This is a genomic window from Salirhabdus sp. Marseille-P4669 (assembly GCF_900240405.1).
GTDB lineage: Bacteria > Bacillota > Bacilli > Bacillales > Alkalibacillaceae > OEQK01.
Map to the genome: position 1 here is coordinate 23,517 of NZ_OEQK01000002.1, position 22,031 is coordinate 45,547.

Here is a 22,031-nt window from a genome sequence, read left to right on the forward strand (position 1 = left end):
AAGGGTATTATTATGATGTTTAGCCATAAAATGATAAATGTAAATAAAACTTTTATTAAAAAATGGTACGCACGATCAAGGTATAGAAGAGATTTCAATAGAAAATTTCCAATGTATAACATTCACTCTTACTTGGGAATTTGTTATAATAACTTGGAAACAAAAAAATTAACATGTTTTAGGCGAATACATATAATAAACCGGAGATAAAGATTTGTGGAGGTCCAACATATGACTATTTACCATTTTATTGGTATAAAAGGTACGGGAATGAGTGCTTTAGCACAAATTCTTCATGATACAGGAGAAAATGTCCAAGGATCAGATATTGATAAACATTTTTTTACACAAGATGCTTTAGAAAAAAGAAATATAAAAATGATGGCCTTTTCAGAAAATAACATAACAGAAGGTCTAACGATTATTGCTGGAAATGCCTTTTCAGATGACCATGAAGAGGTTGTAAAAGCAAAAGAGTTGGGTCTTCCTTTCTATCGTTATCATGAGTTTTTAGGTGAATGGTTACAAAACTATATTAGCATTGGCGTAACTGGATCTCATGGAAAAACATCGACTACAGGTTTACTTGCGCATGTGTTATCACAGGTAGAACCTACATCGTATTTAATTGGTGATGGCACAGGTGTAGGAGAAGAAAATAGTAAATATTTTGTTTTTGAAGCTTGTGAGTATCGCAGACACTTCCTTGCTTACGAACCAGATTATGCCATCATGACAAACATAGATTTTGATCATCCAGATTATTTTACAAGTGTGGAAGATGTATTTGATGCATTTCAAGAGATGGCAATGAAAGTGAAAAAAGGAATTATTGCTTGCGGTGATGATGAGCAGCTTCAGCAAATTCAAACAAAGGTTCCTGTCGTTTATTACGGTCTTTCAGAGGGAAATGATTTTCAAGCAAAAAATATTCAAGAGACAGAACACGGAACGTCATTTGATGTTTTTGTACGGAATACCTATTATGATACATTTGAAATTCCATTCTTTGGTACCCATAATGTGTTAAATGCTCTATCCGTTATTGCGTTATGCCAGTATGAAGGAATCGAAGCGGAAAACATAAAGGAAATAAAAAACTTTAAAGGTGTTAAACGTAGATTTACAGAGAAGCAGTGGGAAAATAGTCAAATTTTGATTGATGATTATGCACACCACCCAACAGAAATACAGGCAACCATTGACGCAGCCCGAAAAAAATATCCAACGAAGGATATTGTAGCAATCTTCCAGCCGCATACGTTTACACGAACAAAAACATTTATGCAGCAATTTGCTGATAGCTTAAACCTAGCAGATCATGTATATTTGTGTGAAATTTTTGGCTCAGCTAGAGAAAAGGCTGCTACTTTAACAATAAAAGACTTACAAGAAAAAGTAGAAAACTCAAGCGTCTTAGAATTAGGAAACACAGAAGTGTTAAAACTTCATGAAAATAGTGTGCTCATTTTTATGGGAGCTGGAGATATTCAAAAATATCAAGAAGAATACGAAAAATTATTTTAATGAGAAAGCCTCTTTAACGCATGTGTTGAAGAGGCTTTTGTGCCCCTAAAGGTAGGTTAAGGTCGTTTTATTCTTGCTTTTCTATTTTGTTCATTTACAATGCGAAGCTAGTCCACACAGTTTTCTATCCGTAATTTTTCTTATTTGGGGATGGATAAAGTATGCATGTTTTACATAAACTTAATAGGGTATAAAATGATTGTATTAGTAAATGTTTCATGATTTGACGAATATTGCTAACAAGGTTACATTATATATATACCTTAATAGTTCGTGTTACAGCTTGCAATAAATATATATATACATGGTTAGGAGTTGAAGATGGAATATGGAAATTCTGCTCTACATCGCAGCTATAATCGCTGCAGTTGCTTTTGCAGTTCTAGTAGGTTATTTAGCGGGTACCTTAAAAGCAACACAACGTACGTTAAATAATGTAGCCAGTACTTTAGAAGGTTTTGAGAAGCAAATGGAAGGAATCACCATGGAGACTACCGCTTTATTAAACAAAACCAATCGCTTAACCGAAGACATTATGGAGAAATCCCAAAAGTTAAATAATTTAGTCGAAGGTATTCAAGGAATTGGTGACTCTGTTAAACAGTTTAATGGGTCTCTACAAAAAGTTTCGAATGAAATCGTTGTGGAGTCTGAAAAAAATAAAGAAAGTGCGGCCCAAGCTGTTAAATGGGGACAAGCTATCATGGAGCTATGGAAAAAATACAAACGATAACATATAAGGAGGAATGGTCATGGCAGAAAACAACCATAATCAAGATCAAAATATAAATAGTAAAGACTTTTTGTTAGGTACTATTATTGGTGGTATTGTAGGTGCTTCCGTAGCCTTGCTTTTTGCACCGAAATCAGGAAGAGAATTACGCCAAGATATAAATCAAGGTGCACATTATGTTCGGGAACGTGCTGAGGAATGGAAAGATGTTGCTGCTGAAAAAAGTGCAGAATGGAAAACAGTTGCTTTAGAAAAAACAGAAGGCTTAGGAGAACGAGTGAAAAACACCAAAAACCAAATTCAAGATAAAGTTTATGAATTTCGTTCCAAAAGCGACGATGTTGAGGATGCAGTTGAAGACATTGCAGATGCAATTGAAGAGGCTGCTGAGGAACTCGAAAAAAACAAGTAGATTTTTTAGGGGAGATATGTATGGATCTACAATTAATTGAAACAGTTGAGGAATTCGAAAAAATTACAGAAAAAGATGATACGTTCTTTCTGTTAAAACATAGTATAGCCTGCCCAATCAGTGCAGAGGCGAAAGTACAGTTTGAAAACTATGCTAGTGAAAGTAAAACCCCAACATACATACTACATGTTCAGGAAGCAAGACCGTTATCGAACGAGATTGCAGAGAAATATGGGGTTAAGCATGAATCCCCGCAAGCATTATTATTTCAAAAGAATAAGATTGTTTGGAACGCTTCTCATTGGGATGTAACGAAAAAAGCCTTATTGGATGTAGACAAACAATATATGTAAAAAAAGAGCCAATTAACTTGGCTCTTTTTTACTTTGACGTATTCTATTCGTGAAATGCGGATTCCACCCATATTAATTTCAGTTGATCGTGAGGTGCTAATGGTGTCATAAAGTTTGCTTCCTTCTCGTTCACGTATAGTTTAAATTGTTTACCTTTTAAATTCGATAAATCAATATCAATATAGCGGAATATATCTTGGAAAATAAATGGTTCAGACTCTTTACTATGTGTAACTAATTGTTCTCCATTGTGAATATATTCTTCTTCATTTAACGGCTCTTCATTTCGATAAAAGGTTTTAATCGGCTTTTGTATTACATATTTCTTCCCATTGAACGTTACAGGTAATTCCTCGTTTACATTCATATCTAGTAACTGAACTACCTCTTTTACAGTTATTTTTTCTAAGGTCGTGGTCCGGATATGATCCCCATTTTTAACTGTTGTATTTGGTGTAGCAGGTTTGTGATTTCGTAAAATAGACATGTATGGTTTAGGAAGTTCTACCTTTTTATTATTTAATACAAAGGTAAATGGTTTAATATTTGCTAACAAACTTTCTTCTTTAATTCTATAAAGAAAATCCTGTATCGTTTGGATAGGTTGCATAATAATGATGTCTCGATCCTGCAAAAAAGTATTAGGCTGTGCTTTGATTCCATTTATGATAATTTGCTCTGAAATCTGATAGGAATTTCCATTATACAAAACTTCTAACTGTGGGACTTCTCCTACTAATTCCTCCACTGTTAGAACAGGGTCCTTACCATCATCACCTGGTATGACGGTTATTCTATCTCCCTCAGCTATGGTGTCCTTTAATGTGGCATTTTCTCCATTTCGTAATAAAGTAGGAGCGTTACCGAGTGTTCCTGGAATCGTAATATCCTTCCCATTTAGGTTCACCATAATCGCCATACCTGGTTTACCATATAGCTTTTTCATTTGAATACCAGCAGCTAGTAAGACATCCCCGACTGTCAACTGCTTTAAATCAAATAATCGAACAGGCCGTTCATTCACATAGGTGGTAATATAATGAATGGGATTTTGTTTAGCAGCTATCGCAATACCGATTGGCGTTACAAATGCTGGTCCTTCAGGTAAGATGCCAGTAGATTGTCGTAGATCTTGTATAGCTTCTGTACCCCGAATGGCAACCCGGTTCTCTGGTAGTTTTAACAGCTCTGCTATTTTCTTTGTTAAATTTGGTGTTAAGCTACCACCACCCACTAGCATAACAGCCTGAGGTGCTTTGTGATTTAGTTGTAAGATCTCTTCACAGATTCCATTTGCTAGCTGCTCAATGGTTTCATTAATATGGTTAGAAAGCTCGTCTAAGGTAATCTCGGATTCAAATCCTAATATATCTTGTACAATTGCTTTTCCATTTGTCGTAATTTCTCGTTTTACTTTCTCGGCAAGGGGAAAGTCAAGCAAATAATGCTGACTTATTGCATCTGTAATTTCATCTCCTGCAATAGGCACCATTCCATAACCGATCACAGTCCCATAATTTGTTATCGCAATGTCGCTAGTCCCAGCCCCAATATCTACTAATGCAACATTCAATCTTCTCATCGATGGTGGTATTAAAACATTAATTGCTGCAATGGGCTCTAAGGTTAGGGCGTCCATTTCCAGCTGAGCACGGTGTAAGGCAGAAATTAAGGATTCTACAACTACTTTAGGAAGAAAGGTAGCTATAATTTCTACTTCTGCCTTTTTACCTGTTTGGTCGATTAAGGATCCTATTTCACTTCCGTCTAACTTATAGTGCAATACGGAATAACCTGCACAGTAGTAATTGGTGCTTTCGTCTTGCATTTCGTTGGCCAAATCGAATTGGGCTTGTTGAACAGCACTTAATTCTAAATGTAAAATATCATCTGTTGTTATTAACGGTTGATTTGTAATATCTTTTTCTACGGTTGTCTGTAAAGTTTTTAACGCTCTACCAGCTGCAGCAACACATACTTTTTGAATAGGACCATGCTTCTCCTCAAGCAATTTTTTCACTTCGATAATTGTATTTGATACAGACAAAATATCGTGAATTTGCCCATCTAACATAGACCGTTCCTTATGTTCTACTGATACGAAATCCGTAACTTCATAGCGTCCCTCTTGTTTATCTAACATAATACCTACTACTGACCGTGTTCCTATATCAAATGCTACAATTTTTTCCATTCTATATTCGATCCCCTTCTAAAAATATGAAAATTCTAAAAAAATCTACTGGTAGATGGTGACATTTTGTTTGTAATTAGCTATAATAATTTTTAAACTTTAGAAATTTAAAGTTATATAGCTTTAAAGTATAAAAATCTTACCATATGATTTTATGTTTAGCGTAAGAAACTAGTATAATTACTCTTACGCTTTTCTATTTAAAATGTATCATAAACTTTTCATTTAATAAACGTAGATGGGGGAGATGTAACGTGAGTAATGAGCAATTGGATCAGTTAAGAGAAGATTTAGATCATCTAAATCTAGAAATTTTATCGCTAATTAATAAGCGCGGTGAGCTTGTTCAACAAATTGGTGAAGTGAAAGAAAAGCAAGGTATGAATCGATTTGACCCAGTACGTGAACGAGATATGCTAAATAAAATTTTAGAACACCATAATGGGCCATTTGAATATTCTACAATCCAACATCTTTTTAAAGAAATTTTTAAAATGAGTCTTGAGCTTCAAGAGGATGATCATAGCAAGGCTTTATTAGTTTCACGTAAAAAGAAACCAGAAGATACTGTTGTTTCCATTAAAGGTGAAACAATAGGGGATGGTAAAGTACATTATGTAATGGGTCCTTGTGCAGTGGAAAGCTATGAGCAAGTAGCCGAAGTTGCAAAAGCAGTCAAAAGCCAAGGCTTGAAGTTACTTCGAGGAGGGGCTTTTAAACCTCGTACATCTCCTTATGATTTCCAGGGTCTTGGTTTAGAAGGTCTGCAAATTTTAAAGCAAGTAGCAGATGAATATGATTTAGCAGTGATTAGTGAAATCGTAAATCCAGCAGATGTGGAAACTGCCTTGGATTATATTGATGTCATCCAAATTGGCGCACGTAACATGCAAAACTTTGAATTGTTAAAAGCGGCGGGCTCTGTAAATAAACCAGTGCTATTAAAACGAGGCTTAGCAGCGCAGATTTCTGAATTTATTAACGCTGCTGAATACATTATGTCTCGTGGCAATGAAAATATCATTCTCTGTGAGCGAGGTATTCGTACGTATGAAAAAGCAACTCGAAATACGTTAGATATCTCAGCTGTTCCTATATTAAAACAAGAAACACATTTACCGGTATTCGTAGATGTAACCCACTCTACTGGTAGAAGGGATTTACTACTACCAACTGCTAAGGCAGCAATTGCTATCGGTGCAGATGGGGTTATGGCGGAAGTACATCCAGATCCTGCAGTAGCATTATCTGATTCCCAACAACAAATGGATATACCAACTTTTGAAAATTTTATGAATGAATTATTTAAGTTTGAAAGAAGATAATAAAAGATGGAAATATTTTATTAAAGATCCAAACTCATATATTGTTATATGGGTTTGGAATTTTTTTTAGTGCTTTAAGTTGATATAGCTACTACAGACTACAAAACAGAGAGAGGTAGAAAAAACGGTCACATATGGGCTTACATTAAGCACCTGCCTTCTTAATCTGGTAAGATGATGTAGTACATAGGATAACAAAATGTGGGTAATTCTATAATAATTAATAATTCGTTAAATTTTTCATAGTAATTGCTTGTTTATTCATAGTATCGTATCATTATAATATTAATGGAACAGTAATGGTTCGCTCGGTGCTAATAAAGCACTAGAATGAAGGAGGAAAACAAGGAAATGAACGTAACAATATATGATGTGGCAAGGGAAGCAAATGTATCAATGGCGACAGTTTCTCGTGTAGTGAACGGAAATCCAAATGTAAAGCCTGCTACTAGGAAGAAAGTTTTAGAGGCAATTGACAGATTAGGATATCGACCAAATGCAGTAGCAAGGGGATTAGCTAGTAAAAAGACAACAACAGTAGGAGTTATTATTCCAGATATTTCGAGTGTTTTTTTCGCAGAGCTTGCTCGCGGAATTGAAGATATAGCTACAATGTATAAGTATAATATAATTTTAAGTAATTCGGATCAAAACAAAAATAAAGAAATTCACTTAATAAATACGATGTTAGGTAAACAAGTAGATGGAATTGTATTCATGGGTGGTGAAATTACAGAGGAGCATATTAAAGAATTTCAATCCTCTCCTGTACCGGTTGTATTAGCTGCTACCGTAGATAAGACGATGACAATTCCGTCGGTAAATATAAATTATGAAGAAGCTTCATATGAAATTGTAAAACAACTAATCGATAGCGGTAATAAACGAATTGCACTTTTATCAGGGGCTCTTGATACGGATGTGGATGTTCAAAAACTCAATGGCTATAAAAAGGCACTTACGGAAGCTGGCTTGGATATGAAGGATGAGCTGATTATAAATGGCGATTATTCTTATCAAGCGGGTATGGATGCAGTTGCGGAATTTTTGAAGTTAGAAGAAAAGCCTACTGCGATCTTTGTTGCTTCTGATGAAATGGCTCTTGGTGCAATACATGGTGTACAGGATAACGGTTTATTTGTACCGCAAGATATTGAGGTAGTTGGTTTTGATAATACTCGATTAGCATCCATGGTACGACCAACATTAACAACGGTAGTACAACCTATGTATGATATTGGAGCTGTTGCAATGCGGTTATTAACGAAGTATATGAATAAGGAAACAGTAGACGAGCAAAATGTAATTCTTCCACATAGAATTATTGAAAGAGACTCAACAAAGTAATTAATTGTCCGATATAAAGAGAAAGACATGTTTTTGATTGGGGAGAAACTGCAATGAAACGTAAAGATATACTTACTGCTATCGGGATATTTGTTGGGATCACCGTTGTCTTCCTAGGTATATACTCAAATGGTGGTTTAGGTGGAATGACCACTTTTCTTGATGTAGCATCTATATTAATTGTACTAGGTGGATTATTAGGGGCATTGCTTGTAAACTTTGGTTTTCGTGATTTGAGACTAACGTTTAAAATATTTAAAGAGACTTTTAATCAGAATGACCATGACTTACGAACTCTAATTGATACGTTTGTAACACTTTCAGAAAAAGCGAGAAGAGAAGGATTGCTCGCTTTAGAATCGGAAATTGAAAATGTAGATGATCCGTTTATTAAAAAAGGTATACTGCTTGCAATTGATGGTATCGAACCGGAAGTAATCCAAGATATCATGAATGCAGAAATAGCAGCTATGGAAGAACGTCATGACAAGGGTAGAACAATTCTTGTTAAAGCCGGTGATTATGCACCAGCTTGGGGAATGATTGGTACTTTAATTGGACTTGTTTTAATGTTAAATAATTTACAAAATCCAGAAACAATCGGCCCAAGTATGGCTGTTGCACTTTTAACTACCTTTTATGGAACCTTGCTGGCAAATTTAATATTTATTCCGATGTCAGGTAAATTGGAAAATAAGACAGACGAAGAAGTATTTCTAAAGCAAATTATTATTGAAGGTATCATTGGTGTACAATCTGGGCAAAATCCGAATATTTTAAAGGAAAAGCTTAGTGCATTCCTTTCCGATGAGCAGAAGCGGAAAGTGGAAGAAGAGGCGATGGAACAGGAAGTTGCAGGAGAGACCGTCAATGAAGTATAGACGTAAAAGTAATAAAAAAAAGCAAAGTACTTCCAGCTGGATAAATACTTATGCAGATATGATTACACTTGTTCTCGTATTTTTTATTTTACTATTTTCCATTTCTCAAATTGATGCGGAAAAATTTCAAACGGTAGCTCAATCTTATCGAGATAGAGTAATATTTGACTTTCAACCTTCCATCGTTCCAGCCGAAACACCTTCTGAACTTGGAGATACGATTGATAACCCTGATGAAGATGAGCTTGCCTCTGTCGATGATGAATCTGAAGAACAGGATGTTGGCGAGGAACAAGGCTTACGAGACCAAGAAGATGAGTTGGCTAAAGTAATGGAAGAGGTAAATAAGTTCTTACTGAATGAGGGACTTCAGGATGTTATTACAGCAAATCGTACCGATCGTGGAGTTGTGTTAATTTTATCAGAAAAGATTTTGTTTGAATCTGGGGAAGCCAATATTATTGATGAGGGGAAACCTTTTTTAGATAAAGTTGGTAAGCTATTGAGCCAAATTCCAAATGATGTGAAGGTAGAGGGTCATACAGATAGTAGACCTATCGCAACCTATCGTTATCCGTCCAATTGGGAGCTTTCATCAGCTCGCGCAAGTAGTGTGATTCGCTATTTGACTGAAAATAATACAACCTTAGACAGTGAACGATTCCAATCAAGTGGCTTTGCAGATACAAGGCCTGTTGCAGAGAATAATTCGGATAAGAATATGCAAAAAAACCGTAGAGTAGAAATTGTAATATTAGAACCAGAGCAAGAAAAAAGTGCTTGATTCGTATGAATCAAGCACTTTTTTACGTTAAGGCTTATTGTAACGATTCCAAATAAATTGTAATGCCTTGTTTAGGGTCTGTTCATTTTTCTCCGTAATTTCCTTTTTGCGAGGTATTGGTTTATAAAAATTCGGTTGATCGTGCCAAGTGTCTGGTAATGGAACAAGAGACTTCGACTGGTATTTATCAATCCATTCTTTCGGTAATGAACCAGAAAAAGGCTTTTGGTCATTCATCACATTCCATATTTGAGCCCAAGCGCGTGGAACGACCCGCCAAATATCGTATCCACCACCACCAAGTGCAATCCATTTCCCGTCACAGTATGTATGAGCTAATTCATGTGCTAGCATGGGAATATATTCGTAGATTTTCATCGTGCCACATAAATGACTTAATGGATCGTAAGCATGAGCATCTGCTCCATTTTGCGTCACAATAATGTCCGGTTGAAAGTAATCCATAATCTCTCGAAACGCTTTTTCATAGATTTGTAGAAAGGATTCATCTTCTGTGAATGCATCTATTGGGATGTTAAAGGAATACCCGTAGCCTTCTTTAATTCCTCGCTCATTTACGTTTCCGGTACCAGGGAATAGATATCGTCCAGTCTCATGAATGGATAATGTACAAACATTTGGATCATCATAAAAGGACCACTGTACACCATCTCCATGATGGGCATCCGTATCAACATATAGAACCTTTACATTATAATGTTTTCTTATATAAGCAATCGCAATAGCAGCATCATTGTAAATACAAAACCCAGATGCTTTCCGTTTAAACCCGTGATGTAACCCACCACCTAAGTTTAGGGCGTGTTGTCCTTTACCTTCTAAAACATAATCAACTGCTTGTAAAGTTCCTCCGACGAGAAGAGAAGCTGCCTCATGCATTCCGGAAAAAATGGGGGTATCCTCCGTACCTAATCCAAATTCGGCAGCATCTTGTTCCTTTAGTTGACCATTACTACTAGCAATAACAGCTTCAATAAACCGTTCATCATGCACAAGTTTTAGCTCCTCTATTGTTGCTGTACGTGGAGAGAGGACTTGAGTATCTGATAGTGCACCACTAGATTTTAATAAATCATAAGTAGATTGAACCCTTAGTTGATTAAAAGGGTGATCTGTCCGAAAATGATAGCTCTTATAATCCTCTGCGTAAATAAATGCTGATTTACAGTTCATCGTGAGATCCCAGGTATGTTTGGCCATAATACCTCAAAGCCTTTTGTTTTCAATGCCTCAATGATAGGTAAAGGGTTCATGGTTTGAATTCGGTATGTTAAAATCTTTTTGTTCGGATTATCTTTATACGGATAAACTAAGACAGAGGATATATTTACTTTAAATTCGCCAATCGTATTCGTAACTTCCGGCAACATTCCGATTTTATTATCTACCTTCACTTCAATCTTAGAGCTTTGTTCATGAATACCTGTTAATTGAATAAGAGTATATAACACATCCTTTTCTGTAACAATACCAACTAATTTATTATTTTCTGTAACTGGAACACAGGCAATCTCATGCTCGTAAAAAATACTAGCAACATCTTCAATAAAGTCTAATGGATGTACCGTTATTACAGGTTTAGACATAATTGTTTGAATTTCATGGTGGAGAACTTCTGATTTCTCTGGAGGATCAAAAATGGAAGGACTGGCATCACGAACATCACGATCGGATACAATCCCAATTACTTCCTGTTCTTCATTTACAATTGGGATATGCCGAATACGATGCTGGTTTAATTTTTTTAAAGCGGTTTCAATTTTTTCATGAGGCGGGAGTGTAATACAATCCCTTGTCATAATTTCTTCAACTAGCATGGAAATCCCCCTCTAATACCAATCTTGATTTGTTCTACCTAAGAATCGTAACTCTTCGAACTGTTTAATAGATTCTTCTGGAACATTTTTCCCGATATAAGCTAATAAGCAATTTGCAGGGTGAGATGCGATTTCTGGATCATCTGTAGGCATAGGCTTTAATCCCCCTGCGCCCATCATTTTCTCCATTACGTGTCGATATTCCCACACATTCAATCCAGTTCCTTTTAAGTCCCAATGCCAATAATATTCGGTAGTAATTATAATATAGTTTTCCATAAATGGATCCAACATGGATACTTTTAATAATGTCGAGCCAATTTTATAAGAGCGATAAGGACTAGCTACTTCAATAGCACCTAGCTCTAATAAATCTTCCATTTGAAACTTTGACCATCTCTCCAATGGATCTGGATAAAGGAACGTAACATAGCCAATAATCGTATCATCTGTTCTTGCAACTAATATTCTTCCCTCATCAAAGTCAGCAATTTGGACGAGTGCTTCCAATTGCTTTTTTGGAGGTCGAAACGCTTTTAAGCCTTCGTGAAAATGATAGGTTTCCAATTGATCTGATGAAAGTGGCCCTTCAATTGTTATGGTACCTTGATCTGTTTCTATCTTTGTGGAATGATATGTCTTTTGATGATCCATTCCGAACACCACCTAAATGAGTAGTCACTTTTCTAGATAGTAACATTATACACGAATTTCAAAAAGAATTTGTTTCCCGATTATGAAAATATCGTAGCAATTGATAAAAAATAATTATAAAAAGAAGGATGAGTACTTATCTCATCCTTCTTTGATTACAAAAATAATTCTGATATTACTTTATTATTTATGATTCTTTCGTTGTAAACTCAACTGTTACATCTTTACTTTCCAATCCGGCTTGATTTACTGCCCGTAATACAATTATATATTCTATGTTTGGGTCTAAATCTTTAATAGTAATTTTACCCGAACGAGGCTTAGCAGTACTTATCTTAACTCCATCTCTGTAGGCATTAACTTCTACCACATCTTTATCGCTGATTGGAGAAAAGTTTATAACAGCACTTTTATCAGTTATCGAATCTACTGAAATCACTGAAACTGGTTCAGGTTTTTCATCAACTGGTGGTGCATCCGTTTCTTCAGCATCACCAATTGTCACTTTAACACTTCTTCCATCACTTTCCTGTCCATCTTTATTCACGACAACAACTGTATAGGTGTATGAGCCTGGTTTTACGTCGCTGTCCTCGTAGCTTTGTCCTTTAACATTGTTGGCAATGACAGAAGAACCACGAAATATTTTTACATGGCTAAAGTCGTCCATCGAAGGATTTGACCACGTAATTGTTACATCTCGTTCCTTTACTTTGGCTGAAATGTTTGTTACAGGATCAACCTCAGTTTTTATTTCACCGTGAATAGCGCCATCAGAGAAGCTTGATTCTTCTCCAAAGAAGTCTACTGCTTTCACGAAGTATGCTTGATTATTGGATGGCAATTGGAATTCCGTTTCCTTCGTACTGCCAACTAATTTTCCTTCTTGTCCTGGCTCATTAGCTTGATAAATCCGGTAACCAATTACATCTTTCTCTGGTGGTGCACTCCAGCGTAATGTGTTCCCAGAAATCGTTACATTTCTTGGTGATGATGGAGCTTTCCCGTCATTTGGTAAATCTTCAGTTTCCGGTAGTAGGATCTTTTGCCAGTTTTCACCGCTTGGTATAAGTGCTTTTAAATCATGTACTTTATCCCAACCACGGTCTTTTAAGAACTCTGGATTCAAAATAAATCCTTCTTCCGTGAATTCTTCCGGTGTTTGATCTTCAATTGCGACATATTTTTTATCATCAATTGTTACATAGCTACCTTCTAATAGACTGTAATCTTTTTCTGTAGGTACAAATTTTGCATTAAAGATGTCCGTTTTTACAAGTCCTGCTTTTTGACAAGCTTCACTAGGTAACAGTCCAGAAACGGCACATACACTTCTGGATACAATTCCACCTGGATTTTGGAACCCTTGGTCAGGTATCATCAAATCAGGTCTTAAATCAGACGCTGCGTTTACTAACTCTGCCCAAAGTTGAATATTTCTTGCACTATATCCGAGGTTTGTATCCCGATTATAGTTTAGGTGAATATGACTATCTGCCTTACCATCTAAATCTGCATCGTATTCATCATATCCTATCCAACTTCCTATCGTAACATTAGGGTTTGTTGCAACAAACCATGCATCTTGAATGTTTTGGGTTGAACCTGTCTTACCAGCCCAATCTACACTGTTGTATTTAAGAGCAGATTTGGCATACGTTCCAGTACCTCGTGTTAATACATCACGCATCATATCAATTGTTAAATAAGCTGTTTGAGGTGAAAATACTTCAACCATTTCAGATTCATGATCGTAAATAACTTCACCATCTTTTGTTTTGATTTCTTCTATCATATAGGCATCTACAAACTTACCCATATTACCGAAAGTAACATACGCGTTCGTGTTTTCTTCTACAGAAACCCCTTTAGATAAACTTCCAATTGCCATAGATGGGTTTTCGTAGTCACTTGTGTACTCATCCTCATAAAGGGAAGTGAATCCCATTTTCTCTAAATATGTTGCAGGTGTTGTTGATAGAATTTCTTTATATATTCGAGTCGATGTAATGTTGTAAGAATTATAGAGCGCTGTTCTTGCATCTACAATCCCGTACTCTCTATTTGTATAGTTATTTGGTAACCAATTATCACCGACATTAGCGCCAGCATTTTTAACATCTGGGAATGGAGTAGCAGGTTGAACAATACCCATTTCCATAGCTGGGGCAAAATCTAATAGCGGCTTCATAGTACTACCGTTTGGACGAATTGTATCAGTCGCATGGTTGTTTTGGCTCAATTCAAAGTCACGACCAGCAACAAATGCAATAATTTTTCCTGTTCTGTTTTCCATTAACATAGCTCCAGGTTGTACTGGATTATCAACCGTAATTTTTTCTCCTGTTTCCTCATCTATTTTTAAAATGGTATGAGTTGGAGTGAAGTGCTCGTAATTCTTTGCTATATCTTGGAAAACGTCATAAACTTCTTTATCAATTGTTGTATGAATTTCATAGCCTTTTTGACGTATATCCCGTCTCGCCAAGATATGAAATTCTTCCTGTAATGTGTCATTATTCTCATAGTCCTCAATCGTGTAACCAGCTTCAACAGCTAATTTTTCGGCAATGACTTCTACTGCTCGTTGCTCAATTTCTACGGTTAACCATGGATATTCTTGTGTTGGAAGTGGTTCTCGTTCTTTAAAATCGGCTGTAATATCATAGGCTAATGCATCTTCATATTGTGTTTCGTTTATTTTTCCTGTTTCATACATCCGGTCTAAAACGATTTTCATCCTGTTTAAACCGCCTTCTAGACCTTCTGCTGATTTTATTTGACCGCCGTTTTTAAATGGTGTATATCCAAATGGGCTTTGAGGTAGTCCAGCTAAATAAGCTGCTTGAGGTAAGTTAAGATCTTTCGCATCTACACCAAATACACCTTGGGCTGCTGTTTGAATACCTGCTATATTTCGTCCTGATGAATCACGACCAAATGGAACGACATTTAAATATGCCTCTAGAATTTCATCTTTTTCGAAGAACTGTTCTAGGCGCATTGCTAGTAATATTTCCTTTGCTTTCCGTTCAAAGGAAACTTCGTTCGTCAAAATTTGGTTTTTAATAAGCTGTTGGGTTAATGTACTACCACCAGATTTCATTTCAGCATTTGTGAACTCTTGAAATAATGCTCGGAAAATCGCTTTTGGTACTACCCCTTTATGCTCATTAAAGTACTCATCCTCGGTTGCAATAATCGCATCTTTTACAAATGGGGATACTTCTTCAATACTAACTTCTTCCCTATGTAGATCTGCAGATAGTTTCCCTAAATATTTATTATCTGCAAAATAAATATCTGTTGTTTCCTCATAGTTGTAAATGTTTTGGGCCATTACTTCTTTAGCACGGATAGGCTCGTCTTTAACAAGAGAAGCAAAATAACCTAATCCAATGCCACCTATAAAGAAGGCCCCAATAAATCCAAGAATAATAAAGATTAAAATAATATTCCAGGATACATCTGTTGCCATCCGAAAGAATTTGGCTACTTTCCCTTTCGACCACCATTTTTTAAATTTATGGAAAAAGTGTAAAAATTTCTCATTCATATTCCTTACCCCCTAAAAATCCAACATAATTATACCATAGTAGTTGGTTAAGACTAAAGACTTTTAGGTTTTTAGTATTTGCTAAAAATCAATTTTTGTGATATAAATTTAAGACAACAATCAAAAAGTTCATGCAAGGAAGAAATGAAGTAGTATACTGTTCCATGTTTTAGAGAGCTGACGGTGGGTGAAAGTCAGTACAAAACAGTAGTACGAATTACGTTTTGGAGCATCTTCTATACAGTTGTTTTGTGTAGGAGACGGTTCATGCCGTTATAGAATGAAGTGACAGCTATACATGCTGTAACAAGGGTGGTACCGCGGGTAAACCTCGTCCCTATTCGAAGGAATAGAGACGAGGTTTTTTAATTTGCTTGAAACAAAAGGAGGATAAATGGAAATGGAAATTTTACAAGATTTAAAAGAACGAGGACTCATTAATCAAATTACGGACGAAGAAGGGCTAAAGAAACATTTAGAGGCAGGTACGGTTACCTTATATTGTGGTTTCGACCCAACTGCCGATAGTCTGCATATTGGCCATTTAGTACCCCTTCTTATGTTGAAGCGATTCCAGCGGGCTGGTCATAAACCTATCGCACTTGTTGGTGGAGGAACTGGATTAATAGGGGACCCTAGTGGTAGAAGCACAGAAAGGCAATTAAATGATCAAAGTATAGTACAAGAGTGGAGTCAAAAACTAAAGGATCAAATTACGAGTATCTTAAATACCAATGATGAAGAAGAAAAAGTTGTTCCAGCAGATAACTTTGATTGGCTTTCTAATATGAGTGTTATTGAATTTTTACGTGATATCGGTAAACACTTTGGTGTGAACTACATGCTTGCGAAAGACTCCGTTGAATCTCGCATCGAAAATGGTATTTCTTTTACAGAGTTTAGTTATATGATTTTGCAGTCCTTGGACTTTTTAAACTTATATCAAAACCAAGGCTGTACATTACAAATTGGTGGAAGTGACCAGTGGGGGAATATTACAGCTGGACTCGAACTAATCCGTCGTACTTCAAAGGAAGGTGAAGAACGTCAAGCATTTGGATTAACAGTTCCACTTATTACGAAAGCAGACGGAACTAAGTTTGGGAAAACAGCTGGTGGAGCGGTTTGGTTGGATCCAGAAAAAACAACGCCATACGAGTTTTACCAGTTCTGGATTAATACAGATGACCGGGATGTAATTAAATTCATTAAGTATTTTACTTTCCTTGGAAAAGAGGAAATTCTAAAGCTAGAAAAATCTGTGGAAACAGAGCCGGAAAAGCGGGTTGCACATACACGACTTGCTGAGGAAATGACAAAGCTTATTCATGGAGAAAAAGCGCTACAACAAGCGCAAAATATTTCCGAAGCATTATTTAGTGGGGATATTAAATCCTTAACTGGTGAAGAAATTGAGCAAGGATTTAAAGACGTGCCATCCTTTACTCTAGAAGAAGTAGAAAAAGGATTAGTAGACTTATTAGTGGAAGCGAACATATCATCTTCCAAACGCCAAGCTCGTGAAGATATTGGTAATGGGGCTGTATACATTAATGGAGAGCGTCAGCAAGATGTACAATATGTACTTTCAAATCAAGATAAGATTGACGGTAAATTTACGATAATAAGAAGAGGGAAAAAGAAATATTTCTTAATCCGACATCGTTAGCATAAAAAAACAGATGAAATCAATTGATTTCATCTGTTTTTACATATATGTTTCTCTCGAAAGCGCATTATTCCACAAGCTCTTTTAATTGCTCATATAATGCTTCTGTTTTATTCGAATCCTTTCGGTTTAGTAAAACGTAGTCATTCTGTGTAGCTACATATAAATAAGGACTATTCTTTTTATGGATAAACAATCGTCCATGCCCAAATGGTTCTTCTAAGCGGAATTTTCCTTTTAGTAAATTGGCTGTAGCCATACCATTATTCCGAACGATTATTTCTGGCAGCTCTTCAAGCAGCTTTACGGTTTCAATCTCATCGGTAGACCAATTTACCCCGTACATTCCTGTCACTTCAAAAGCTTCGTTACTTATGTTTACATCATTGTCCATATAACCTAGTCCTACTAAAATACCGATAAATAATATAGTACCAACAGCAACCGTTCCGGTAATCCAATAATACTTTTTTCGTTTGTGGGGTACCTCATACTTTTGGATATAAACAATGCCTCCCAATAAAACAATCATAAATAATCCGAATCCTATTTCTGTCCCAAAAGGAACGTTAAATAATGTTAGTAGGAAGGCAAGGATTAATAAGTAAAAGGTATAAATAAATACCTTTCCCATTTTTTCTATATATCCATTGTGTATTAGATACTCTTTTTCTTCATCTGGCCTATTATAAAAGCCAGAAATCAAGCTGTACTCTTTTTTCTTTACGATTAAATAAATGAGCCCACCATGAATAAGAATAGCCCATCCCATTATAATGACAAAGATAATCATACTTTTCGACAAAGTATCCACCTCTTGAAATCAATCTGTTGATGATAATAGTATAGCGTAATGAATATAAAAAGGAGAACAGATAACAAGTTCTCCTTAAATTGTTTATATATTGTTAAAAATTCGTTTCCACGTTTCAGATGGTACCATTCCGTTGGCTTCTATTTTTCCATCGCTTTTAACGTAAATTTCTAGTCGATCTGGAATCGTCTCTAATTCTTGTTTAATAGATTCGTATCGTTCCGTTAGAAAATGAATACGCTGATTCGTTGATCCTATCCATGGCCTTGTTTTTTCGGGTTTGTCTTGTTCGTATGGGCCATCGATAAAAATATCCGTAACATTTAATAAGTCCTTCCATCCAGGTTTATGTAACGCTTCTAACTGCTCTTTGTAATATCCGCTAAATGCCATCACGGTTAAACCATGCTCTTGTGCGCGTTTACCTAGAATGGCTAATGCTTCTGCTTGTTCAAAAGGCTCTCCACCTAAAAAGGTAATGCCTTCAATGTCATGTTCTTCTTTACTCTTCAAGATTTGTTCCCATAGAGAATCTACGGAAGTAGGTGTACCTTTTTTAGGATTCCATGTCCAAGGAACACCACAGCCTTTACAATGAATAGGGCATCCTTGAACCCATACGCATGCTCGTTTCCCTGGACCTTCCGCAGTTGTGAATGGTAAATAACGATGTAGATTTACTTCCATTAGTAATCGACAATCCTTCCTGTACTGTACTCCTTCTTTTTGACCTCTTCTTGCTTTTCAGGTGGATGTTCCTTCGTTTGAGCCTTTTCATCAAAAATGAGATAAGGCTTTGCTTTTGCAATGACATGTGGCTTCATATTGGTCTCTTGAACTAGGTGTGCAAAAGACTCAAATGTTTTCACTCTTTTCCGTGCATCGACAATTTGTCTAGCAACTACATTGCTAATATAAGGATGAGATGCAATATCTTTTAAACTAGCTTTGTTTATTGGCAGCATGAATGGCTTCTCTTTATCTGCAACCGGGATGGATACATTTTTCTTCTTCTTTTTAATTTTCTTTATAGTATTAACTTCCATAGGTCCCTTCGTATTAAAATACCTTGTTTTCACAAGATAAGGAGGGGTAGTAATGTACGGGTCTTTAATAATTTTAGTAGCTAATAGTCGTAAATACTCTCTTCTAGCATTAAATCCATGTATGATGGATATCACCCAAGCGGCAAGAGCGATAACTAAAGAAATTTCGAATATAATATGATCAATATCATAGTCCCCACCATAAAAAAAGTATTGTGCCATACAAATAAAATAGATAAGGGCTGCAATATTCCACTTTACCTTTTTCATTCGACTTCCAATATATAAAAAACTAATAAATGAAGTTAAGCCAGCTATTCCGAATAACCATATCATCCAGATAGAATGCCGTATTTCCCAACGTTTTCCAAAAGGAGTTATTGGATCTATCATCGTAATCTACTCCCTCTTAAGATGAGTGCGCTTTTGGATTTTTTGTTCTTCTGTTATAGAAGTTTCAAAGTATTCCTCTGTAAATTCCGAATCCACTGCTTGTGCATCTACTAATTTCTCTATTACATCCACATAGTTTAAACATTCCTCGCCCTTCATTCCAATTGTTTTTGCTCTAATCTCACCAGAAGGAGTAATTTCAAATCGAATTTGTTTACTCATCGTATCACTTCTCCTTTACTTGGAATGTTAAGACAATTGTATTATCATCTTGTTTGTTCTCTGTCTCTAATAGCAGACCTTCTTGCTTTGCTCGAACGAGTAATTTTTCATAGGTTTGCTGTTGAACTATTCTCGTATATTCTTTTTGTATATCTTGTAAAAATTCTTCAGCTTCTTCTTTTGATACACTTTCATTGAAATAGCCACTTATGGTACCATTTTCTTGTTGTTGAAACGCAATTTCGATTTGACCTAAAGTAGAATGAAAGGTTTCATTGTTTAAGTCTACATTACAACCAAAGTTTTTTAATGCTTCTTCTAGAATGTTTTCATCCTTTATGTTCGTATCAATTCGATACAAAACGCCTTCCTCTACTTTTTCTTCCAAAGCAAAGGATACGGCAGAACTAACGGCACCGATAGCTAATGGGACTAAAAATACAGATAAACTCAATGCATACACTTCCTTTCACATACTTAAAAATCTAATGTTCTACCACCGCGAGAACGATAAATATCTTCATCAAGCGGATCTTGACTTGGTTCAAGCACTATGTTTTGACTATAGTCTGCACGGTCATCTTGTAAGGTTGCGGCAACAGCACGGACATTTGCCCAATCCCGAATAGAACGAATTTGTTCTGCTTGTGTTACAGATAATGGAACAGTTTGTTGTATGGCCTTCAATATATCACAGACATGTAATGCGCGTTGTTCGGAATACGCTTCAAATAAGCCTGAGATTACCGCCTGTTCAATTTCTGCCCCAATAAATCCTTCAGATGCATCTGCTAATTTTTCATATGTTTCTGCATCTAATTGGAAATCTCCTTTTACTTTCTCCGATATTAGTCGTTTTTCTATATGTATTTTAAATATTTCCTTTCTTTCCTTTCTCGTTGGCAAATCTACAAAGAAAATTTCATCAAATCGGCCTTTTCTAAGTAGTTCAGGAGGTAGCGCACGAATATTATTCGCTGTGGCTACTAAGAATACAGGCTTTGTTTTCTCTTGCATCCATGTTAGCAGCGTTCCAAAAATACGTGTAGATGTACCACTATCTCCGTTTGAATTAGTGCCCCCAAGTCCTTTCTCAATTTCATCAATCCAAAGAATAGAAGGGGAAATAGCCTCTGCAGTTTGTATAGCTTTACGCATATTTTCCTCACTACTCCCCACTAGTCCACTAAATATTTTTCCCATATCTAATTTTAGTAGAGGGAGCTTCCAAAGAGAGCTGACTGCTTTTGCAATTAAACTTTTTCCACATCCAGGTACTCCAGTAATGAGAAGACCTTTCGGGGAAGGAAGTCCGTATTCGCTTGCAGAACCTAGCCACGAATTTTCTCTCTTCTTTAACCACCGTTTTAAATTCTCCAGCCCGCCAATATCATCCATACTAGGTTCATGTGGAACATATTCTAATAGACCATTTTTCTGAATGATTTGTTGCTTTTCTTGTAGCACATGTTCTACTGTATTGATATCAAGCTTTCCATCAAAAACCATAGACAAAGCAAAGGCATTTTCAGCTTCTTGAATTGTTAATCCGAGGGCCGCCTTAATTAATTTTTCTTCCTCTTCCTCATTTAAATTAATTTCTATTCTTGAATTATTTTTATTTAAGTCAATCATTTGATGTAGTACTTTTTTTATTTCGTCATAGGTTGGTAGACCGTAATCAACAATAATGATATCTTTTTGTAATTCTAATGGTATGGAAAAGGTAGGAGAGATAAAAATCACATTTTTAGGAACTGGACTTTTCACTAAAACAGTAACTAAATCACGAATACGTCGAATAAGTTGAAAGTCAGGATTTCGATTTTCTCCACCTAGATAAATATGAAAATCTTTTAATATAATTACGGATGGCTCTTCGATTTTTTCAATATAATCTAGAGCGGTAAGAGGCTGTTTCGTATTGTGTTTTGTTTTCCCTTCGTCATCCATTAAGCCTTCTGTTAAACTCCATGTGTACACTTTTCTTGTTGTCTTTATTAATTCCGGGTTATAACAAACGTTTTTTATATCTCGTATTAGTCGATCTTCTTCCCAAGTTGTAATAGATAAAAAGGAGAAACGAGCACGTAAATAATGTGCCAATCTGGTAGAAAATAAGTCTTTATTCACCAAAAAACACCTCACTAAACATTGATAAAATAGGTAATAAGTTCAAACCTATTTTATCACAGCAAGGGATGAAGGAAGCTTTGGGTATTGATAATTTACTAAAATAGGAAAAAGGTAGTAAGTTGAAAGGTCTATTATATAAAAAAAGGA

The 22,031-nt window shown here is 35.9% G+C and carries 20 protein-coding genes and 1 other annotated feature; of the genes, 9 read left to right on the plus strand and 11 right to left on the minus strand.

Annotation, left to right across the window (positions count from 1 at the left end):
* Positions 1–231 precede the first annotated feature (231 nt).
* The 4 genes from murC to ytxJ all read left to right on the plus strand — a co-directional run bounded on the left by murC (position 232) and on the right by ytxJ (position 3,025).
* Entirely contained in the window at positions 232–1,527 is a 1,296-nt protein-coding gene (gene murC / locus C1A05_RS03155) for a UDP-N-acetylmuramate--L-alanine ligase (RefSeq protein WP_102026745.1), read from the plus strand.
* 328 nt (positions 1,528–1,855) lie between these two features.
* Positions 1,856–2,260 carry a DUF948 domain-containing protein gene (locus C1A05_RS03160; protein WP_102026746.1) on the plus strand — a complete coding sequence of 135 codons (405 nt, stop codon included), beginning with the start codon at positions 1,856–1,858 and terminating at the stop codon, positions 2,258–2,260.
* Between the two features lie 19 nt (positions 2,261–2,279).
* On the plus strand, positions 2,280–2,672 hold the full coding sequence (locus tag C1A05_RS03165; protein WP_102026747.1) for a YtxH domain-containing protein: 393 nt from the start codon (positions 2,280–2,282) through the stop codon (positions 2,670–2,672).
* A gap of 20 nt (positions 2,673–2,692) precedes the next feature.
* On the plus strand, positions 2,693–3,025 hold the full coding sequence (gene ytxJ / locus C1A05_RS03170; RefSeq protein ID WP_102026748.1) for a bacillithiol system redox-active protein YtxJ: 333 nt from the start codon (positions 2,693–2,695) through the stop codon (positions 3,023–3,025).
* A 43-nt stretch (positions 3,026–3,068) separates the two neighbouring features.
* Here ytxJ and C1A05_RS03175 read toward each other — a convergent pair whose 3' ends face one another.
* A complete protein-coding gene (locus tag C1A05_RS03175) occupies positions 3,069–5,219 on the minus strand; it encodes a cell division protein FtsA (RefSeq protein ID WP_102026749.1) in 2,151 nt (716 codons plus the stop codon).
* Between the two features lie 254 nt (positions 5,220–5,473).
* Between C1A05_RS03175 and C1A05_RS03180 the strand changes: the two genes are divergently transcribed.
* The 4 genes from C1A05_RS03180 (at position 5,474) to motS (ending at position 9,556) form a co-directional block, all read left to right on the plus strand.
* Positions 5,474–6,544, plus strand: a complete 1,071-nt coding sequence (locus tag C1A05_RS03180; RefSeq protein ID WP_102026750.1) for a bifunctional 3-deoxy-7-phosphoheptulonate synthase/chorismate mutase — start codon at positions 5,474–5,476, stop codon at positions 6,542–6,544.
* Between the two features lie 351 nt (positions 6,545–6,895).
* Positions 6,896–7,891 (plus strand): catabolite control protein A, encoded by a 996-nt coding sequence (gene ccpA, locus C1A05_RS03185; protein ID WP_102026751.1) that lies wholly within the window; start codon positions 6,896–6,898, stop codon positions 7,889–7,891.
* A 53-nt stretch (positions 7,892–7,944) separates the two neighbouring features.
* Entirely contained in the window at positions 7,945–8,772 is an 828-nt protein-coding gene (motP, locus tag C1A05_RS03190) for a flagellar motor protein MotP (protein ID WP_102026752.1), read from the plus strand.
* Positions 8,762–9,556, plus strand: coding sequence for a flagellar motor protein MotS (gene motS / locus C1A05_RS03195; RefSeq protein ID WP_102026753.1), 795 nt, complete (start codon positions 8,762–8,764; stop codon positions 9,554–9,556). The genes motP and motS overlap by 11 nt, the downstream gene beginning before the upstream one ends.
* A 27-nt stretch (positions 9,557–9,583) precedes the next feature.
* On the opposite strand, the gene C1A05_RS03200 is transcribed toward motS, so the two are convergent.
* The 4 genes from C1A05_RS03200 to C1A05_RS03215 form a co-directional block, all read right to left on the minus strand.
* Positions 9,584–10,750 (minus strand): acetoin utilization protein AcuC, encoded by a 1,167-nt coding sequence (locus C1A05_RS03200; RefSeq protein ID WP_102026754.1) that lies wholly within the window; start codon positions 10,748–10,750, stop codon positions 9,584–9,586.
* On the minus strand, positions 10,747–11,394 hold the full coding sequence (locus C1A05_RS03205; protein WP_102026755.1) for an acetoin utilization AcuB family protein: 648 nt from the start codon (positions 11,392–11,394) through the stop codon (positions 10,747–10,749). Before C1A05_RS03205 ends, C1A05_RS03200 begins: the two co-directional genes overlap by 4 nt.
* A 12-nt stretch (positions 11,395–11,406) precedes the next feature.
* On the minus strand, positions 11,407–12,048 hold the full coding sequence (locus C1A05_RS03210) for a GNAT family N-acetyltransferase (protein ID WP_102026756.1): 642 nt from the start codon (positions 12,046–12,048) through the stop codon (positions 11,407–11,409).
* Between the two features lie 187 nt (positions 12,049–12,235).
* A complete protein-coding gene (locus tag C1A05_RS03215) occupies positions 12,236–15,604 on the minus strand; it encodes a transglycosylase domain-containing protein (RefSeq protein WP_102026757.1) in 3,369 nt (1,122 codons plus the stop codon).
* A 127-nt stretch (positions 15,605–15,731) separates the two neighbouring features.
* Positions 15,732–15,946 (plus strand) — a binding site (T-box leader).
* Positions 15,947–16,004: 58 nt separating this feature from the next.
* Here C1A05_RS03215 and tyrS point away from each other — a divergent pair.
* Positions 16,005–17,273 (plus strand): tyrosine--tRNA ligase, encoded by a 1,269-nt coding sequence (gene tyrS / locus C1A05_RS03220; RefSeq protein WP_102027348.1) that lies wholly within the window; start codon positions 16,005–16,007, stop codon positions 17,271–17,273.
* A gap of 67 nt (positions 17,274–17,340) precedes the next feature.
* Here tyrS and C1A05_RS03225 read toward each other — a convergent pair whose 3' ends face one another.
* The 6 genes from C1A05_RS03225 to C1A05_RS03250 form a co-directional block, all read right to left on the minus strand.
* Positions 17,341–18,078: a DUF3784 domain-containing protein gene (locus C1A05_RS03225; protein ID WP_102026758.1), complete on the minus strand. Its 738-nt coding sequence runs from the start codon at positions 18,076–18,078 to the stop codon at positions 17,341–17,343.
* Positions 18,079–18,171: 93 nt separating this feature from the next.
* Complete coding sequence (locus C1A05_RS03230) at positions 18,172–18,774, minus strand: 4Fe-4S single cluster domain-containing protein (protein ID WP_102026759.1); 603 nt, start codon at positions 18,772–18,774, stop codon at positions 18,172–18,174.
* Complete coding sequence (locus C1A05_RS03235; protein ID WP_102026760.1) at positions 18,774–19,526, minus strand: ComEA family DNA-binding protein; 753 nt, start codon at positions 19,524–19,526, stop codon at positions 18,774–18,776. Before C1A05_RS03235 ends, C1A05_RS03230 begins: the two co-directional genes overlap by 1 nt.
* 6 nt (positions 19,527–19,532) lie before the next feature.
* A complete protein-coding gene (locus tag C1A05_RS03240; RefSeq protein WP_102026761.1) occupies positions 19,533–19,748 on the minus strand; it encodes a DUF2997 domain-containing protein in 216 nt (71 codons plus the stop codon).
* A 4-nt stretch (positions 19,749–19,752) separates the two neighbouring features.
* On the minus strand, positions 19,753–20,202 hold the full coding sequence (locus C1A05_RS03245) for a hypothetical protein (RefSeq protein ID WP_102026762.1): 450 nt from the start codon (positions 20,200–20,202) through the stop codon (positions 19,753–19,755).
* Positions 20,203–20,225: 23 nt separating this feature from the next.
* On the minus strand, positions 20,226–21,881 hold the full coding sequence (locus C1A05_RS03250) for an AAA family ATPase (protein WP_102026763.1): 1,656 nt from the start codon (positions 21,879–21,881) through the stop codon (positions 20,226–20,228).
* Between the last annotated feature and the right edge of the window lie 150 nt (positions 21,882–22,031).

Bases quoted from the DNA above. Each gene is read 5' to 3' on its own strand.
- C1A05_RS03240 (WP_102026761.1), bottom strand. From the start codon at position 19,748: ATGAGTAAACAAATTCGATTTGAAATTACTCCTTCTGGTGAGATTAGA.
- ytxJ (WP_102026748.1), top strand. From the start codon at position 2,693: ATGGATCTACAATTAATTGAAACAGTTGAGGAATTCGAAAAAATTACA.
- motP (WP_102026752.1), top strand. From the start codon at position 7,945: ATGAAACGTAAAGATATACTTACTGCTATCGGGATATTTGTTGGGATC.
- ccpA (WP_102026751.1), top strand. From the start codon at position 6,896: ATGAACGTAACAATATATGATGTGGCAAGGGAAGCAAATGTATCAATG.
- C1A05_RS03235 (WP_102026760.1), bottom strand. From the start codon at position 19,526: ATGATAGATCCAATAACTCCTTTTGGAAAACGTTGGGAAATACGGCAT.
- tyrS (WP_102027348.1), top strand. From the start codon at position 16,005: ATGGAAATTTTACAAGATTTAAAAGAACGAGGACTCATTAATCAAATT.
- C1A05_RS03175 (WP_102026749.1), bottom strand. From the start codon at position 5,219: ATGGAAAAAATTGTAGCATTTGATATAGGAACACGGTCAGTAGTAGGT.
- motS (WP_102026753.1), top strand. From the start codon at position 8,762: ATGAAGTATAGACGTAAAAGTAATAAAAAAAAGCAAAGTACTTCCAGC.
- murC (WP_102026745.1), top strand. From the start codon at position 232: ATGACTATTTACCATTTTATTGGTATAAAAGGTACGGGAATGAGTGCT.
- C1A05_RS03230 (WP_102026759.1), bottom strand. From the start codon at position 18,774: ATGGAAGTAAATCTACATCGTTATTTACCATTCACAACTGCGGAAGGT.
- C1A05_RS03165 (WP_102026747.1), top strand. From the start codon at position 2,280: ATGGCAGAAAACAACCATAATCAAGATCAAAATATAAATAGTAAAGAC.
- C1A05_RS03200 (WP_102026754.1), bottom strand. From the start codon at position 10,750: ATGAACTGTAAATCAGCATTTATTTACGCAGAGGATTATAAGAGCTAT.
- C1A05_RS03215 (WP_102026757.1), bottom strand. From the start codon at position 15,604: ATGAATGAGAAATTTTTACACTTTTTCCATAAATTTAAAAAATGGTGG.
- C1A05_RS03160 (WP_102026746.1), top strand. From the start codon at position 1,856: ATGGAAATTCTGCTCTACATCGCAGCTATAATCGCTGCAGTTGCTTTT.
- C1A05_RS03205 (WP_102026755.1), bottom strand. From the start codon at position 11,394: ATGCTAGTTGAAGAAATTATGACAAGGGATTGTATTACACTCCCGCCT.
- C1A05_RS03210 (WP_102026756.1), bottom strand. From the start codon at position 12,048: ATGGATCATCAAAAGACATATCATTCCACAAAGATAGAAACAGATCAA.